Here is an 18,360-nt window from a genome sequence, read left to right as displayed (position 1 = left end):
GTGTCGGCAGACACACCGCTATCGCGAGCAGGCTCGCTCCTACAATGGAGCGGTGTGAAGTTGGGGATCGCGGTCAATGAATCTGTCCGGTCCTTTCATCAAGCGCCCGGTCGCGACAATGCTCCTGAGCCTGGCGATCATGTTGCTCGGCGGTGTGAGTTTCGGCTTGTTGCCGGTTTCGCCGTTGCCGCAGATGGATTTCCCGGTGATTGTCGTCCAGGCGAGCCTGCCCGGCGCCAGTCCGGAGGTCATGGCGTCCACCGTGGCCACGCCGCTGGAACGCTCGTTCGGCGCGATTGCCGGCGTCAATACCATGAGCAGTCGATCCAGTCAGGGCTCGACGCGGGTGATTCTGCAGTTTGACCTCGACCGCGACATCAACGGCGCGGCGCGGGAAGTGCAAGCGGCGATCAACGCTTCGCGTAATCTGCTGCCGAGCGGGATGCGCAGCATGCCGACCTACAAGAAGGTCAATCCGTCGCAGGCGCCGATCATGGTGCTGTCGCTGACCTCGGACGTGCTGGAAAAAGGCCAGCTCTACGATTTGGCCTCGACCATTCTTTCGCAGAGCCTGTCGCAGGTTCAGGGCGTCGGCGAAGTGCAGATCGGCGGCAGCTCCTTGCCCGCCGTGCGCATCGAACTCGAACCGCAGGCACTCAACCAATACGGCGTAGCGCTCGACGATGTGCGCAAGACCATCGCCGACGCCAACGTGCGTAGGCCCAAAGGTTCGGTCGAGGACGGTCAACGGTTGTGGCAGATTCAGGCCAACGACCAACTGGAGAAAGCCAAGGATTACGAATCGCTGATCATCCATTACGCCGACGGTGCTGCGTTGCGCCTCAAGGACGTGGCCAAGGTCAGCGACGGCGTCGAAGACCGCTACAACAGCGGTTTCTTCAACGACGACGCGGCGGTGTTGCTGGTGATCAACCGCCAGGCCGGGGCCAACATCATCGAGACGGTCAACGAGATCAAGGCGCAACTCCCTGCCCTGCAAGCGGTGCTGCCGGCCAGCGTGAAGCTGAATCTGGCGATGGACCGCTCGCCGGTGATCAAGGCGACATTGCACGAAGCCGAGATGACTTTGCTGATTGCCGTGGCACTGGTGATTCTGGTGGTGTTCCTGTTCCTCGGTAACTTCCGCGCCTCGTTGATTCCGACGTTGGCGGTGCCGGTGTCGCTGGTCGGTACCTTCGCGGTGATGTACCTGTACGGTTTTTCGCTGAACAACCTGTCGCTGATGGCGCTGATTCTTGCCACTGGCCTGGTGGTGGACGACGCCATTGTGGTGCTGGAGAACATTTCCCGGCACATCGACGAGGGCGTCAAACCGATGCAGGCCGCGTACCTCGGGGCCAAGGAAGTCGGCTTCACGCTCCTGTCGATGAACGTCTCGCTGGTGGCGGTGTTCCTGTCGATCCTGTTCATGGGCGGGATTGTCGAAAGCCTGTTTCGCGAGTTTTCCATCACCCTGGCAGCGGCCATTGTGGTCTCGCTGGTGGTGTCCCTGACACTCACGCCGATGCTCTGCGCCCGCTGGCTCAAGCCGCACACGCCGGGGCAGGAAAACCGCTTGCAGCGCTGGAGCCGCAAGACCAACGACTGGATGGTCGGCAAATACGCCACCAGCCTTGATTGGGTGCTGCGCCATCGGCGCCTGACGCTGCTCAGCCTGATCATCACTGTTGGCGTCAACGTGGCGCTCTACGTGGTGGTGCCGAAAACCTTCATGCCGCAGCAGGACACCGGGCAGTTGATCGGTTTTGTTCGCGGTGACGACGGTCTGTCGTTCAGTGTGATGCAGCCAAAGATGGAAACCTTCCGCCGTGCGGTGCTCAAGGATGACGCGGTAGAGAGTGTCGCCGGGTTCATCGGCGGCACCAACGGCACCAACAACGCGTTCATGCTGGTCCGCTTGAAGCCGATCAAGGAGCGCCAGTTGTCGGCGCAGAAAGTCATCGAGCGCCTGCGCAAGGAAATGCCCAAGGTGGCCGGTGCGCAATTGATGCTCATGGCGGATCAGGACCTGCAATTCGGCGGTGGCCGCGAACAGACCACTTCGCAGTACAGCTATATCCTGCAGAGCGGTGATCTGGGCGAGTTGCGCAAGTGGTATCCAAAGGTCGTCGCGGCATTGCGAGCGTTGCCGGAACTGACTGCGATTGATGCCCGTGAAGGCGCGGGCGCGCAGCAGGTGACGTTGATTGTCGACCGCGATCAGGCCAAACGCCTGGGCGTCGACATGAACATGGTCACGGCAGTGCTGAACAACGCTTACAGCCAGCGGCAGATTTCGACGATCTACGACAGCCTCAACCAGTATCAAGTGGTGATGGAGGTCAATCCGAAATACGCCCAGGACCCGGTGACGCTCAAACAGGTGCAGGTGATCACGGCTGACGGTGCGCGGATTCCGCTGTCGACCATCGCTCACTACGAGAGCAGCCTGGAAGACGACCGGGTCAGCCACGAAGGCCAGTTTGCCTCCGAGGACATTTCCTTCGACATGGCCGAAGGCGTGACGGTGGAGCAGGGCAGCGCTGCCATCGAGCGGGCGATTGCCAAACTCGGTTTGCCGGAAGATGTGATCGCGAAAATGGCCGGTACCGCCGACGCCTTTGCCGCGACCCAGAAGAGCCAGCCGTTCATGATCCTTGGCGCGCTGTTGGCGGTGTATCTGGTGCTGGGCGTGCTGTATGAAAGCTACATTCACCCACTGACGATTCTGTCGACGCTGCCTTCGGCCGGGGTCGGCGCATTGCTGTCGATCTATGCGCTGGGCGGCGAGTTCAGCCTGATCTCGCTGCTCGGGTTGTTCCTGCTGATCGGCGTGGTAAAGAAAAACGCGATCCTGATGATCGATCTCGCGCTGCAACTGGAGCGTCATCAGGGCATGACGCCGCTGGAATCGATTCGCAGCGCTTGTCTGCAACGTCTGCGGCCGATTCTGATGACGACGCTGGCGGCGATTCTGGGTGCCTTGCCGCTGCTGCTCAGCCGTGCCGAAGGTGCGGAAATGCGCCAGCCATTGGGCTTGACCATCATCGGCGGGCTTATTTTCAGCCAGGTGCTGACGCTTTACACCACCCCGGTGGTTTACCTCTATCTCGACAAGCTGCGCCATCGCTTCAACAAATGGCGTGGCGTGCGTACTGATGCCGCTCTGGAAACTCCGCTATGACTGACCGTTCGCTTATCCATCTGGCCACTGTTCGCGGCTCGCGTCTGTTGAGCCTGTCGCTGTGCGTGGCGATGCTCAGTGCGTGCGCTGTCGGCCCGGATTACCAGCGCCCGCAGACTGCCGAAATCGCTCAATACAAGGAAGCCGAAGGCTGGCGTCAGGCCAACCCGAGCGATTCGCTGGCCCGTGGCGCCTGGTGGGAACTGTATGGCGATCAGCAGCTCAACGGCCTGGTCGAAAAGCTCAACAGTTCCAACCAGACGGTCGCTCAATCGGAAGCGCAATACCGTCAGGCCCAGGCTCTGGTACGCAGCGCACGTGGGGCGTTTTATCCGAATGTCGATCTGAGCCTGGGCAAAACCCGCTCAAGCCAGGGTACTGGCAGTAGCAGTTCGAGTCTGAGCAGTTCTTCCAGCGGTATCCGCGACACCTACAACGCGCAGTTGGGTGTCAGTTGGGAAGCCGATATCTGGGGCAAGCTGCGTCGCGGGCTTGAAGCCGACAAGGCCAGTGCGCAGGCCAGCTTTGCCGATCTGGCGGCAATGCGTCTGAGCCAACAGTCGGAACTGGTGCAGAACTACCTGCAACTGCGGGTGATCGACCAGCAGAAACGCCTGCTTGAATCGACGGTGGCAGCTCACGAAAAATCGTTGAGAATGACCCAGAACCAGTACCGTGCGGGCGTTTCCGGGCGGGACGCGGTGGCTCAGGCGCAAACACAGTTGAAGAGCACCCAGGCCGATCTGGTCGATCTGATCTGGCAGCGGGCGCAATTCGAGAATGCCATCGCCGTGCTGACCGGGCAGGCCCCGGCGGATTTCAACATTGCGGAAACGCAGAGCATTCCGAACTTGCCGCAGGTGCCGTTGAGTCTGCCGTCGCAGTTGCTCGAGCGGCGCCCGGACATCGCCTCGGCCGAGCGCTCGGTGATTGCTGCCAACGCCAATATCGGCGTGGCGAAAGCAGCGTACTACCCGGACCTGTCCCTGAGCCTGAGTGGCGGTTATAGCAGCAGCACCTCAAAAGACCTGATCAGTCTGCCGAACCGGTTCTGGTCGGTCGGGCCGAAACTCGACCTGCCGCTGTTCGACGGTGGCATACGTTCGGCGGAAGTCGACCGCACTGAGGCGGTGTATGACCAGACAGTGGCCAAATACCGGCAGACCGTGCTCGATGGTTTCCGCGAAGTGGAAAACTATCTGGTGCAGTTGAAGGTTTATGAAGACGAAGCGGCGGTGCGCCAGGAAGCCCTCGATGCCGCGCGTGATTCTTTGCGTCTGACGGAAAACCAGTACAAGGCCGGGCTGATTGCCTATATCGATGTGGTGGTGGTGCAAGCCACGGCGCTGAGCAACGAGCGTACTGTGCTGAACATTCTGCAGAGCCGATTGATTGCCAGCGTGCAATTGATAGCCGCGCTGGGCGGTGGTTGGGATGGCCAGCTTGATGTGAGCGATAACACCCGCTGAAGGCTGGCTTTGATCGTTCCCACGCAGAGCGTGGGAACGATCGGGTAAAGCCGTGAACACCGGGCTAGAGCCTTTTAGGGCAATGGAACAAGCGTTTCATCGGGTTGATGGCAAATTGCTCACTTTGTCAGTGCGTTCTTCTGCGCAATCAGTACAATCGCCGCATTTGCCCGACCGAGAATGGACGCTATCGGGGTTGGGTGGCCACGAGAATTCGCATGCTCATCGGTACTTATTCCTCCACGCTGGTTTTCATTTCGCTGTGCGTAGCAATCCTCGCTTCGTACACCGCGCTCGACCTCACCGGGCGCATCGCTACGGCAAAAGGGCGGGCAGTGCATTTCTGGACGGCCGGTGGCGCGTTCGCTATGGGTGTCGGCGTCTGGTCGATGCACTTCATCGGCATGCTTGCCTTCAAACTGCCAATCAGCCTCGGTTATGACGTCACGATCACAGCACTGTCGCTGCTGATCGCGATGCTGTCCTGCGGGTTCGCCTTGTGGCTGGTCAGCCAGCCGAAACTGCCGGTCCTGCAATTGGCGTTTGGTGCATTGATCATGGGCACCGGCATCAGTGCCATGCATTACACCGGCATGGCGGCCATGCGCATGACCCCGGGATCGACTACGACCCGACGCTGTTTGGCGCATCATTGCTGATCGCCGTCGGCGCTTCCGCCGCCGCGTTGTGGATCGCTTTTCGTCTGCGCCAGCATTCACCCTATGTTCGGCTGATTCGCGCTGGTGCTGCTGTGATCATGGGCATCGCGATTGTGGGCATGCACTACACCGGCATGGCGGCCGCGCAGTTTCCCGACGGCAGTTTCTGCGGTGCGACGCTCAACGGTTTGAAGGGCAATGGCCTCGACAGCCTGGTGCTGATCACCACGTTGGCGGTGTTGTCGATTGCCTTGCTGACTTCGATTCTCGACGCACGCCTCGAAGCGCGCACGGCCGATCTGGCGCACTCGCTGACGGTGGCCAATCGCGAACTGACGCAACTGGCGCTGCACGACACCTTGACCGGTCTGCCCAATCGCATGCTGCTGGATGACCGGATCAATCAGGCGATGAAAAAGGTCAACGAGCAGGGCGGTTGCTTTGCGCTGATGTTCATCGATCTGGACGGTTTCAAACCGGTCAACGATGCCTTCGGCCATCACATGGGCGATCAACTGTTGCGCGAAGTCGGTGTGCGTCTGCGCGAAGACTTGCGCAGCCTGGACACGCTGGCGCGAATCGGTGGTGATGAGTTCGTTTTGCTGGTGCGCCTGAGCGAACCCAACGATGCATTGGGGCTGGCCGCGCGTCAGGTCGGCCTGATCGCCCAGTCGTTCCGCGTGGCTGAACATGATTTGCAGATCTCCGCCAGCGTTGGCATCGCCCTGTATCCGGGCAATGGCCAAACCGCCCAGGAACTGTTGATGAACGCCGACGCCGCGATGTATCACGCCAAGGGTGGCGGCAAGAATGGTTACAGCTTCTTCGACGCCTCGATGAACAACAACGCGCGCAAACAACTGCAATTGTTGCAGGACTTGCGCGCCGCGCTGGAACACAGCCAGTTCAGCCTGCATTACCAGCCCAAGTTCAACGCCGCCAACGGGCATCCGGTCGGCGCCGAAGCGTTGCTGCGCTGGCAGCACCCGAGCCACGGCATGTTGATGCCGGACAAATTCATTGATCTGGCGGAGAAATCCGGCCTGATCATCCCGATCGGCGAATGGGTGCTCAATGAAGCCTGCCGTCAGATGCGCGAGTGGTACGTGCTGGGCTACACCGACTGGCGCATCGCGGTGAACCTCTCGGCCTTGCAGTTCTGCCATGCCGGGCTGGTGCAAAGTGTTGCCAAGGCGCTGGCGACGCACCATTTGCCGGCCAACAGCCTGACCCTGGAAATCACCGAAACCACGGCCATGAGCGACGCCGATGCGAGCATGACGGTGTTGCAGGAGTTGTCGGACATGGGCGTCGACCTGTCCATCGATGACTTTGGCACCGGCTATTCGAGCCTGATGTACCTCAAGCGCCTGCCAGCCAATGAGCTGAAGATCGACCGCGGTTTTGTCCGCGATCTGGAGCACGACAGCGACGATGCCGCCATTGTTTCGGCGATTGTCGCGCTGGGCCAGGCGTTGGGGTTACGGATTGTCGCGGAAGGGGTAGAGACGGGCTCGCAGCAGGATTTTCTGACGCAATTGGGCTGTGACTCGTTGCAGGGTTATCTGCTCGGGCATCCGATGCCGGCAGATCAGTTCATGCAGGGTATTGCTCGGGGCGAGAAGCACACGACTGCTTGATCGCCACAATTCATATCCGATGAGGAAAACTCTGTGGTGAGGGGATTTAGCGAAACGTCGCACCGCCCCGATGAGTTGCAGAGCACCCCCAAAACATCCGGCACGGTTTGTCAGCAATGTTTGCTTCGCAGGGTTGGGGGCTGCTGCGCAACCCATCGGGGATGAATTCCCTCACCACAAGTGTTCAGCTCAGGTTTCGCTTCGCACACACCTCATGCAAAACCCGCCAATGGCGGTTATTCTTCCCCCCGACTGTTACGTGTGCATTGGGGGGAAAGGCCAGCATGGATAAAGTCATTGTGATCACCGGCGGCGGGCGCGGGATTGGCGCCGCGACGGCGTTGTTGGCGGCCGAGCAGGGCTATCGGATCTGCATCAATTACCAGTCAGACGAACAGGCCGCGCATAGCGTGCTGGAGCAAGTCCGGGCGCTGGGCGCACAGGCTATCGCGGTGCGTGCCGACGTCAGTATCGAAGACGAAGTGGTCGCGATGTTCCATCGGGTCGACACCGAGCTGGGCCGGGTCACCGCACTGGTGAACAACGCCGGCACTGTCGGGCACAAATCGCGAGTCGATGAAATGTCCGAATTCCGTATTCTGAAAATCATGAAAACCAATGTCCTGGCGCCGATCCTCTGCGCCAAGCACGCGATCCTGCGCATGTCGCCCAAGCATGGCGGGCAGGGTGGCAGTATCGTCAACGTCTCTTCAGTGGCTGCGCGTCTGGGGTCACCCAATGAATACGTCGATTACGCGGCGTCCAAAGGTGCGCTCGACACCTTTACCATCGGTCTGTCCAAAGAAGTGGCGGGCGAGGGGATTCGGGTCAACGCGGTGCGCCCGGGTTACATCTACACCGATTTCCATGCGTTGAGCGGTGATCCGGATCGGGTCAGCAAGCTGGAATCGGCAATCCCGATGGCCCGGGGCGGGCGACCGGATGAGGTGGCAGAGGCGATTGTCTGGTTGCTGTCGGACAAGGCTTCTTATGCGACGGGGACGTTTGTTGATCTGGGTGGTGGGCGTTGATCTTCAGGATTTTTATTGCTTGTTAGGGCCCCATCGCTGGCAAGCCAGCTCCCACAGTGTTTTGTATTGAACACAAATTTTGTGATCGACTTCGAAACCTTTGGGAGCTGGCTTGCCAGCTCCCAGAACAATCGATGCCAGTCGCAAATATTGTGTACGACACTCAAACCTGTGGGAGCTGGCTTGCCAGCGATAGGGCCAGTGCAAACAGCCTCAGCCTGTCAGAACGACCGCACAATCCGCCCCAGCGTCTCCATGGCTTTCTCCGAATCCTCGGTCCACGGGCTGCCATAGTTCAGTCGAATGCAATTGCGAAACCGCTGCGTCGGCGAAAAGATCGGCCCCGGCGCGATGCTGATGCCTTGCGCCAGCGCCATCTGAAACAACTTCAACGAATCCATCTGTGGCGGTAGTTCCAGCCAAAGAAAATAGCCGCCCGCCGGTTGACTGACCCGCGTCTGCGCCGGGAAATATCGGGCAATCGCCGCCAGCATCGCGCTTTGCTGCTCTTCCAGCGCATAACGCAGTTTGCGCAGATGCCGATCGTAACCGCCGTGTTGCAGGTAATCGGCAATTGCCGCTTGCGCCGGCATCGACGCGCACAACGACGTCATCAGTTTCAACCGTTCGATCTTCTGCGCGTAACGCCCGGCAGCGACCCAGCCGATGCGGTAGCCGGGGGCCAGGCTCTTGGCGAACGAGCCGCAATGCATCACCAGTCCTTCGGTGTCGAACGCCTTGGCCGGTTTCGGGGCCTGTTGGCCGTAATAGAGTTCGGCGTAGACGTCGTCTTCGATCAACGGCACCTGATGGCGACGCAACAGTTCGACCAGTTCCTGCTTCTTGGCCTCCGGCATGGTCGCGCCCATCGGGTTCTGGAAACTGGTCATGCACCAGCAAGCCTTGATCGGGTGGCGTTCCAGCGTCTGCGCGAGTACGCCGAGGTCGATGCCGTCGCGCGGGTGCACGGGGATTTCCACGGCTTTTAGCTTGAGGCGCTCCAGCACTTGCAGGCTGGCGTAGAACGCCGGGGCTTCGATAGCCACCAGATCGCCCGGTTCGGTGACGGCTTGCAGGCACAGGTTGAGTGCTTCGAGGGCGCCGTTGGTGATCAGCAGTTCTTCCATCGGCAGCATCAGCCCGCCAACCATGTAGCGCAGGGCGATTTGTCGACGCAGTTGCGGATTGCCCGGCGACATGTCGGTGACGACCATGCGCGGGTCCATTTCCCTGGCGGCGCTGGCCAGCGAACGCGACAGGCGTTGCAGCGGAAACAGCGTCGGGCTGGGGAACGCCGAGCCGAACGGCACGGTGCTCGGGTCCTTGATCGACTCCAGCACCGAGAACACCAGTTCGCTGACGTCGACTTCGGTGGAGTCGTTGACGTGGCTGCTGATCACCGGCTCCGAGAACGGACTCGGAGCGTGGGTGTTGACGAAATAACCGGAGCGCGGCCGGGCGCGGATCAGGCCACGGCGTTCGAGCAGGTAATAGGCCTGGAACACCGTGGACGGGCTGACGCCGTAGGTCTGGCTGGCGTAGCGCACCGACGGCACGCGCTGACCGGGGCCGAGGACTCCGGAGCGGATCAGTTCAGCGATGTCGTCGGCGAATTTTTCGTAGCGTTTCATCGGGGCCCTTGGTGTTTGTTGGTTGTGCGGGGTGTCAGGGAACTGCCCCTCACCCTAACCCTCTCCCAGAGGGAGAGGGGACTGATTGGGAGATGCTCGCGAAACACACCGACCTGAAATTGCTTTGCTGAATCCATAATCGACTCGGTCTGTCAGGTCTATGTACCGCGCCAGACACCTCGAACGGCCCCCTCTCCCTCGGGGAGAGGGCTGGGGTGAGGGGGAGGATTCTAGCGGCTCAGCGATTCATCGGCGCCACAAACCTGCTTTTCGCCACGCTGTAAATCTCAGGCTCATCACTGTCGGCGATCTTGAAACTCAAGGTCTGCGAGCTGCTGCTCGGGCGTTCCGTGGTCATCGCCACCGACACCGGCACATCGACAATCTCGCCCGGCGCCAGGCTCAGCTCGGTCTTGCCTTGCAGCTGGAAGCCGTCGCCGTCGACCAGGCTCAGGCTGTAGTCCTGGCGCTGCTGGGTCTTGTTGATGACTTTGAGGGTGTAGATGTTTTCGATCTGGCCCTGACCGTTTTCACGGAACAGCCCGCGATCCTTGGTCACGTCCAGCGAGACCATTGGTCGCTCGACCAGTGCCAGGGCCAGTGCGCCGATCATCACCAGCAGCACCGCGACATAACCGATCAGTCGTGGCCGCAACAGATGCGTCTTGCCACCCTGCAATTCGCGCTCGGAACTGTAGCGGATCAAACCGCGTGGGTAGTTCATTTTGTCCATGATCGAATCACAGGCGTCGATGCACGCCGCGCAACCGATGCATTCCATCTGCAAGCCATCGCGGATGTCGATGCCGGTCGGGCACACCTGCACACACAACTGGCAATCGATGCAATCGCCGAGCCCGGCCTCGACCGGTTTCACATCGCGTTTGCGCGGGCCACGGTTTTCACCACGGGCCACGTCGTAGGAAATCGCCAGGGTGTCCTTGTCGAACATCACGCTCTGGAATCGCGCATACGGGCACATGTGCATGCACACCGCTTCGCGCAGCCAACCGGCGTTGATGTAGGTGGCAGCGGTGAAGAACAACACCCAGAACAGACTGACGCCGCCGATCTGCAGGGTCAGCAGTTCTTCGGCCAGCGGGCGGATTGGCGTGAAGTAACCGACGAAGGTCAGGCCGGTCATTACGCTGATCGCCAGCCACAGCGTGTGCTTGGCCGCACGCCGGGCCAGTTTGTTCAGGCCCCACGGCGCCGCTTGCAGTTTGATCCGCTGGTTGCGTTCGCCCTCGGTGATCTTCTCGCACCACATGAAGATCCACGTCCACGAACTCTGCGGGCAGGTGTAGCCACACCAGACGCGTCCGGCGAACACGGTGATGGCGAACAGGCCGAACGCGGCAATGATCAGCAGCGCCGAGAGCAGGATGAAATCCTGCGGCCAGAAGGTCGCGCCGAAGATGTGGAATTTGCTTTCCGACAAATCCCACAACACAGCCTGACGACCGCCCCAGTTCAGCCACACCGTGCCGAAAAACAGCACAAACAGAAAACCCGCACCGCTCATGCGCAAGGTGCGGAACAGGCCGGTGAAGCTGCGGGTGTGGATCTGGTTGTCGCTGGATTTGGCCGTCGCCTTCATTGGGCGTGCGGGCACACTTTTAATAGTTGGAGATGCTTCTACGGTTCGGACGGGGATTTGTTCGCTCATGGTCGTTCGCTCATCAGCCTCCATCAGGCCGATGCACTATGAGCGCCGATCTGTTTGCATAACAGACTCAGCTATTTCAATAAAAAGCGGATCAGATGGCGTTCAACACTAGTCCTGCGACAACTTGAAGCAGCCCGCAGGCAAAGGTGCAAACGCCTGACCCAGACGTTTGCGCGGGGTGTTGACCCAGGTCAGTCAAATCACCGAATCACTCTCGTCGGCCTTCAGGTGTTTGCGACCATCCTTGGCGCCGGCAACGGTCAGAGCATCGGCTTCTGCTTCGGTGATGTAGACGCGCCGGGATTCGATTTCCACAAACGACATGGCTTTGTCGCTATCGGTTCTGACTTCCAACTCATCGCAAATACGAATTTCCTCGCCATTCTCAACGGTGAAAAAACAGACTTTTTTCTCGGGATTGGACTCATCGACTCGCAGGGTCATGGTGGCTGTCCTTTTTATGGGGATGTCTAAAGCGTTAGGGCACACGCTTTGCCGTTCGTTCTGCGCAACCGATTAATGGTCGCCGTTGTCCATCGTCTATCGAACCAATAACAAGGACTGCACGATGAACGCGTGGTGGCATGAAGTGTGGGGAACCCTGCAAGCGGAGTTCGCCGACGTTGGCGATGCTTCGCAACTGACGCGCATTACCGTGCGCCTGCTGATGGCGGCCATTCTGGGTGGCATTCTCGGCTTCGAGCGCGAGCACAAGGGCAAGGCTGCCGGAGTGCGTACACATATGCTGGTGGCGCTCGGCGCGGCGCTGTTTGTGCTGGTGCCGCAAACCTCAGGCGCCGAGTCCGATGCGATGAGTCGAGTGCTGCAAGGCGTGATCGCCGGGATTGGTTTCCTCGGCGCCGGGACCATTCTGAAAAAACCCGAAGGTGATGAGGGCCACGTCAAGGGCCTGACCACGGCTGCCGGGCTGTGGATGACTGCGGCGATTGGTGTGGCGACCGGGTTGGGCAAGGAAGCGACGGCGTTGCTCAGTACCTTGCTGGCGCTGGGGATTTTCAGCGTGATGCCGCGCATCGTAAAACTCTTCGAAAAAGAAGAGCAGAAGACGGATGACCACTGACTGATGTTGATCATTCCCACGCGCTGCGTGGGAATGCCTCAATGGACGCTCCGCGTCCCGGGCTGCATTCCCACGCAGAGCGTGGGAACGATCAATCACGATCAATCAATTCACTGACGGTTCAGAGGATCACCGGCGGCATGGTCGTTGGCGGCTCTTCTTTCGGCGGTGGCGTGGTGCCTGGCGGTTCCTGCTCGGGGACCGGTTGCGGTTCGGTTTCGGGAATAGTCGGGTTGTCGATGTTCGGATCGGGCGTTTCCGCCGGGAATGGGTTGTTCATCGGTAGACCTCCGTGTGGCACATGGCGTGAGAAGTGCTTAAGTGGATTGACCACCTCGTGGCGAATTCGATCCGCTTTTCGTGTCGGGCAATTTGCTCTGAACTTTTCCCGGTGCCGGTCGCTCGGAACCTAAGCGAGTTCATGACGGGGCCGGTGTCTTGTTGTGAACACTGATCCGGCACAAGAGCGTCCTTGGGGCGTTAAGGAGAGATGCTCAATGACTGCTGAAAGACCTTCGGAAGTGAGCTACAACCCGCACATGCCGCTGTCGCAGGCATTACTGCTGCCGCGCATCGTGATCGAAAACACCATGCCGACCCTCGATGGCGGGCAGTTCGCCGTGAAGTCGATTGCCGGCCGCGACGTGGTGGTCACCAGCAAAGTGTTTGCCGATGGCCACGACAAACTTGCGGTGCGCATTCGCTGGCGCGAGGAGGGCGAAGAGAACTGGCATAGCGAGGTCATGTCCGACCAGGGCAACAACGGCTGGCGAGGCCAGTTCCGCCCCGAGCATCAGGGCCGCTTTCTGTATTGCATCGAGGCGTGGATCGATCACTTCGCCAGTTTCCAGTACGAACTGGAGAAGAAGCACAACGCCGCCGTGCCGGTTTCCCTTGAGCTGCAAGAAGGCCGGACGATGGTGCAGCAGGCCGCCGAGCGCAGCGAAGGCCAGCTTAGCGAACAGCTCGCGGCGTTGCACCACGAACTGTCCGGACTGCTCGAAACCGAGCAGGTCGCGCTGTTTCTGCACTCGCACAGTGCGCAACTGATGACCGAGGCCGATCACCGTGCCTATCTGAGCGTCAGTGCCGAATTCCCCATGGACGTCGAGCGTGAACTCGCCGAGTTCGCCAGTTGGTATGAGCTGTTTCCGCGCTCGATCACCGACGATCCCAACCGCCATGGCACTTTTAATGATGTGCACTCGCGGTTGCCGATGATTCAGGACATGGGTTTCGACGTGCTGTACTTCACGCCGATCCACCCGATTGGTCGTGCGCATCGCAAGGGCCGCAACAATTCCCTGACCGCCGGCCCGGACGATCCCGGCAGCCCGTATGCGATCGGCAGCGAGGAGGGTGGTCACGAGGCGATCCATTCGCAACTTGGCACCCGTGAAGATTTCCGCCGGCTAGTGGCCGCTGCGGCTGAGCATGGCCTGGAAATAGCCCTCGATTTCGCCATCCAGTGTTCCCAGGATCACCCGTGGCTCAAGCAGCATCCGGGCTGGTTCAACTGGCGGCCGGACGGCACGATCAAATACGCGGAAAACCCGCCGAAGAAATATCAGGACATCGTCAACGTCGACTTCTATGCGCCGGACGCGATTCCGAGTCTGTGGGTCGAGTTGCGCGACATCGTCGTTGGCTGGGTCGAGGAGGGCGTGAAGATCTTTCGCGTCGACAATCCCCACACCAAACCGCTGCCGTTCTGGCAATGGCTGATTGCCGATGTGCGGGCGCTGCATCCGGAAGTGATCTTCCTCGCCGAGGCATTCACCACACCGGCGATGATGGCGCGTCTGGGCAAGGTTGGTTACACCCAGAGCTACACCTATTTCACCTGGCGCAACACCAAGGCCGAACTGGCGACCTATTTCACCGAACTGAATGAGTCGCCGTGGCGCGAATGCTACCGGCCGAATTTCTTCGTCAACACGCCGGACATCAACCCAGCGTTCCTGCATGAGTCCGGGCGCCCCGGTTTCCTCATCCGCGCGGCGCTCGCGACCATGGGCTCGGGCCTGTGGGGCATGTATTCGGGCTATGAACTCTGCGAAGCGGCACCCGTGCCAGGCAAGGAGGAATATCTCGACTCGGAGAAATACGAGATCCGCGTCCGCGACTTCAATGCGCCGGGCAACATCATTGCCGAGATTGCCCAGCTCAACCGCATCCGCCGGCAGAACCCGGCGCTGCACACGCACCTGGGCCTGAAAATCTACAACGCCTGGAACGACAACATTCTGTACTTCGGCAAGCGCAGTTTTGACGGCAGCAACTTCATTCTGGTGGCCGTCAACCTCGATCCAAATAACGTGCAGGAAGCGAATTTCGAATTGCCACTGTGGGAAATGGGCCTGCCCGACGATGCGACAACCCATGGTGAGGATTTGATGAACGGGCATCGCTGGGACTGGCATGGCAAGTATCAGTTCATGCGTTTAGACCCGGCCTATCAGCCGTTCGGCATTTGGCGGATTACTGCCTCTTAAGGCTCGCGACATTTGAATGTGGGAGCTGGCTTGCCAGCGATTGCGGTCTGTCAGCTTGCATCTTCGGTGCTGAACCACCGCTATCGCCGGCAAGCCAGCTCCCACATGGACCGTATTTCTTCAGTTAAGACATCTTCAGAATTTTTCAGGAGTTTCACATGGCGAAGAAACCCAAGGCAGCCACCTTTATCAAAGACCCGCTCTGGTACAAGGATGCGGTGATTTATCAAGTTCACGTCAAATCGTTTTTCGACTCCAACAACGACGGGATCGGCGACTTTCCAGGCCTGATCGCCAAACTCGATTACATCGCCGAACTGGGCGTCAACACCATCTGGCTGTTGCCGTTCTACCCCTCGCCACGTCGCGACGATGGCTACGACATCGCCGAATACCGTGGCGTGCACAGCGATTACGGCACCATGGCCGACGCCAAGCGCTTTATCGCCGAGGCGCACAAGCGCGGTTTGCGGGTGATTACCGAACTGGTCATCAACCACACCTCCGACCAGCACCCGTGGTTCCAGCGCGCACGCAAGGCCAAACCCGGTTCGGCGGCGCGGGATTTTTACGTGTGGTCGGATGACGATCAGAAATACGACGGCACGCGGATCATTTTTCTCGACACCGAAAAGTCCAACTGGACCTGGGACCCGGTCGCCGGCCAGTACTTCTGGCACCGTTTCTATTCGCACCAGCCCGACCTGAACTTCGACAACCCGCAAGTGATGAAAGCGGTGCTCTCGGTCATGCGCTACTGGCTGGACATGGGCATCGACGGTCTGCGTCTCGACGCGATTCCGTACCTGATCGAACGAGACGGCACCAACAACGAAAACCTCCCGGAAACCCACGACGTCCTCAAGCAGATCCGCGCCGAAATCGACGCCAATTATCCCGATCGCATGTTGCTCGCCGAGGCCAACCAATGGCCAGAAGACACTCAACTGTATTTCGGCGACACCGATGCGCACGGCCTCAATGGCGACGAATGCCACATGGCGTTTCACTTCCCGCTGATGCCGCGCATGTACATGGCGCTGGCGCAGGAAGATCGCTTCCCGATCACCGACATTTTGCGCCAGACGCCGGAAATTCCCGCCAATTGCCAGTGGGCGATTTTCCTGCGTAACCACGATGAGCTGACACTGGAGATGGTTACCGACAAAGAACGTGACTATCTGTGGAATTACTACGCTGCTGACCGTCGGGCGCGGATCAACCTCGGTATCCGACGTCGCTTGGCGCCGTTGATGGAACGCGATCGCCGCCGTGTCGAATTGCTCAACAGCTTGTTGCTGTCGATGCCGGGCACGCCGACGCTGTATTACGGCGACGAGATCGGCATGGGCGACAACATCTACCTCGGCGACCGTGACGGCGTGCGTACACCGATGCAATGGTCGATTGACCGCAACGGTGGCTTCTCCCGCGCCGACCCGGCCAGCCTGGTGCTGCCGCCGATCATGGACCCGCAATACGGCTATCTGTCGGTCAACGTCGAAACCCAGGCCGGCGATCCGCATTCGCTGCTCAACTGGACGCGGCGCATGCTCGCCGTGCGCAAGCAATCCAAGGCATTTGGCCGTGGCACGCTGAAAATGCTCTCGCCGAGCAACCGGCGAATTCTGGCCTACACCCGCGAATTCACCGACGCCGATGGCAAACACGAAATCATCCTCTGCGTGGCCAACGTCTCGCGCAGTGCGCAGGCGGCGGAACTGGACCTGTCGGCTTACGTCGGCATGGTCCCGGTGGAGATGCTTGGCGGTAATGCGTTCCCACCGATTGGCCAACTGCCTTTCCTACTGACCCTGGCGCCGTACGGCTTCTATTGGTTCGCCCTGGCCACCGAAAACCAGATGCCAAGCTGGCACGTGGAGCCGGCGCAGAGCCTGCCGGACTTCACCACGCTGGTGCTGAAAAAACGCATGGAAGAACTGCTCGAAGCGCCGTCTCGGGCGACGCTGGAGCAGGGCATTCTGCCGAGCTGGCTGCAGAACCGTCGCTGGTTTGCCGGCAAGGATGCGGCTATCGACAAGGTCAACCTGGCCTACGGTGTGCGTTTTGGCGATGCCGAACACCCGGTGCTGCTTAGCGAGATCGAAGTCACCAGCGGCGGCCAGACCAGCCGTTATCAACTGCCGTTCGGCTTCATTTCTGAGGATCAGGTCGGTCCGGCGCTGCCACAGCAATTGGCACTGGCCCGTGTGCGTCGAGTGCGTCAGGTTGGTTTGATCACTGACGCCTTCAGTCTTGAAGCGTTTATTCGCGCCGTCCTGCAAGGCATGCAGAACAACACCGTGCTGGAATCCAGCGATGGCGAAATCCGTTTTGCGCCAACCCCGCACCTGGAAAAACTCAACCTCGGTGGCGAATCCGAAGTGCGCTATCTGTCGGCCGAGCAATCGAACAGTTCGGTGGTAATCGGCAACAGCCTGGTGCTTAAGCTGATCCGTAAAGTCGCGTCCGGCGTACACCCGGAACTGGAGATGAGCGCTTACCTGACCGCTGCCGGATTTGCCAATATCTCTCCGCTGCTCGGCTCGGTGATTCGCCGCGACGCGCAGGGTGAAGACAATCTGTTGATGATTGCGCAGGGCTATCTGAGCAATCAGGGCGACGCCTGGGAATGGACGCAAAACAACCTCGAACGGGCGTTGCGCGATGAACTGGCCGATGCCATGTCCGAGCAGGAACAGCACTACAACGCCTTGGGCGAATTGAAGGACTTCGCCGCGATGCTCGGTCAGCGTCTGGGCGAAATGCACCAAGTGCTCGCCGCGCCGACCGAGAATGCCGATTTCGCGCCGCAAGTCAGTACGGCCAAGGATGCACAGGCCAGCGGCAAGGACGTTGCTGCGCAGGTCGAGCATGCGTTGAAACTGCTCAAGCAGCATCAGGGCGAACTCAACGCGGCGGATCAGAAACTGGTCAAGCGCCTGCTCGACGAGAAAAAGACCATCCTTGCTCATGTGCAGGATCTGGCGAAAAAGTCCGTCGGTGGTCTGCGTATTCGCGTGCATGGCGACTTGCACTTGGGCCAGGTGCTGGTGATCAAGGGCGACGCCTATCTGATCGACTTCGAGGGCGAACCGGCGCGGCCATTGAGTGAGCGTCGTGGCAAACACAGTCCGTACAAAGATGTCAGCGGCGTGCTGCGTTCGTTCGATTACGCGGCGGCGATGACCATCAACGTGCACAACGTCGATCACAGTGCGGAGTCAGAAGCGGCCCGTCGCCGCGTCGCCGAACGCTATCTGCGTGAAGCACGCGAGGCATTTGTTCAGGCATATCGCCGAGCGGCAGCTAGTCTTGATCATGCTTGGCAAGATCCTGAGGGTGCCGACGCCGCGCTGGCGTTGTTCGGTCTGGAGAAGGCGGCCTATGAAGTGGCCTATGAAGCCGAAAATCGCCCGACGTGGCTGCCCGTGCCGTTGCACGGTTTGTATGGGTTATTGACAGGGCTTAAACCCTTTTCCGATCTTGGTGGAGAGTAGT

The 18,360-nt window shown here is 59.9% G+C and carries 10 protein-coding genes and 1 pseudogene; 7 read left to right on the top strand and 4 right to left on the bottom strand.

Annotation, left to right across the window (positions count from 1 at the left end; translation table 11 throughout):
- The first annotated feature begins 76 nt into the window (after positions 1–76).
- The 4 genes and pseudogenes from KI231_RS15405 to KI231_RS15390 all read left to right on the top strand — a co-directional run bounded on the left by KI231_RS15405 (position 77) and on the right by KI231_RS15390 (position 7,983).
- A complete protein-coding gene (locus KI231_RS15405; RefSeq protein WP_212808959.1) occupies positions 77–3,184 on the top strand; it encodes an efflux RND transporter permease subunit in 3,108 nt (1,035 codons plus the stop codon).
- Positions 3,181–4,653, top strand: a complete 1,473-nt coding sequence (locus KI231_RS15400) for an efflux transporter outer membrane subunit (protein ID WP_212808958.1) — start codon at positions 3,181–3,183, stop codon at positions 4,651–4,653. The genes KI231_RS15405 and KI231_RS15400 overlap by 4 nt, the downstream gene beginning before the upstream one ends.
- Before the next feature lie 218 nt (positions 4,654–4,871).
- Positions 4,872–6,952, top strand: a pseudogene (locus tag KI231_RS15395) (putative bifunctional diguanylate cyclase/phosphodiesterase).
- 284 nt (positions 6,953–7,236) lie between these two features.
- The gene (locus KI231_RS15390) at positions 7,237–7,983 is read left to right on the top strand and encodes an SDR family oxidoreductase (protein WP_103302149.1); all 747 of its coding nucleotides are present in this window, start codon (positions 7,237–7,239) and stop codon (positions 7,981–7,983) included.
- Positions 7,984–8,204: 221 nt separating this feature from the next.
- Here KI231_RS15390 and mapR read toward each other — a convergent pair whose 3' ends face one another.
- The 3 genes from mapR to KI231_RS15375 all read right to left on the bottom strand — a co-directional run bounded on the left by mapR (position 8,205) and on the right by KI231_RS15375 (position 11,727).
- Positions 8,205–9,614, bottom strand: coding sequence for a GntR family transcriptional regulator MpaR (gene mapR / locus KI231_RS15385; protein ID WP_008087199.1), 1,410 nt, complete (start codon positions 9,612–9,614; stop codon positions 8,205–8,207).
- Between the two features lie 238 nt (positions 9,615–9,852).
- Positions 9,853–11,283 carry a cytochrome c oxidase accessory protein CcoG gene (gene ccoG / locus KI231_RS15380; RefSeq protein ID WP_212808957.1) on the bottom strand — a complete coding sequence of 477 codons (1,431 nt, stop codon included), beginning with the start codon at positions 11,281–11,283 and terminating at the stop codon, positions 9,853–9,855.
- 195 nt (positions 11,284–11,478) lie between these two features.
- Positions 11,479–11,727 carry a DUF3203 family protein gene (locus tag KI231_RS15375; RefSeq protein ID WP_103302147.1) on the bottom strand — a complete coding sequence of 83 codons (249 nt, stop codon included), beginning with the start codon at positions 11,725–11,727 and terminating at the stop codon, positions 11,479–11,481.
- A gap of 124 nt (positions 11,728–11,851) precedes the next feature.
- On the opposite strand from KI231_RS15375, the gene KI231_RS15370 reads away from it, so the two are divergent.
- Entirely contained in the window at positions 11,852–12,364 is a 513-nt protein-coding gene (locus KI231_RS15370; RefSeq protein ID WP_103302146.1) for an MgtC/SapB family protein, read from the top strand.
- A 121-nt stretch (positions 12,365–12,485) separates the two neighbouring features.
- On the opposite strand, the gene KI231_RS15365 is transcribed toward KI231_RS15370, so the two are convergent.
- On the bottom strand, positions 12,486–12,644 hold the full coding sequence (locus tag KI231_RS15365) for a hypothetical protein (RefSeq protein WP_212808956.1): 159 nt from the start codon (positions 12,642–12,644) through the stop codon (positions 12,486–12,488).
- 217 nt (positions 12,645–12,861) lie between these two features.
- Between KI231_RS15365 and KI231_RS15360 the strand changes: the two genes are divergently transcribed.
- Both KI231_RS15360 and treS read left to right on the top strand, forming a co-directional pair.
- On the top strand, positions 12,862–14,859 hold the full coding sequence (locus KI231_RS15360; protein WP_212808955.1) for an alpha-1,4-glucan--maltose-1-phosphate maltosyltransferase: 1,998 nt from the start codon (positions 12,862–12,864) through the stop codon (positions 14,857–14,859).
- A 158-nt stretch (positions 14,860–15,017) separates the two neighbouring features.
- Entirely contained in the window at positions 15,018–18,359 is a 3,342-nt protein-coding gene (gene treS / locus KI231_RS15355) for a maltose alpha-D-glucosyltransferase (protein WP_212808954.1), read from the top strand.
- The last annotated feature ends 1 nt before the right edge of the window (position 18,360 follow it).

The sequence above is a fragment of the Pseudomonas sp. Seg1 genome, from assembly GCF_018326005.1.
Taxonomy (GTDB): Bacteria; Pseudomonadota; Gammaproteobacteria; order Pseudomonadales; family Pseudomonadaceae; genus Aquipseudomonas.
This window is presented reverse-complemented; position numbering and strand designations above follow the sequence as displayed.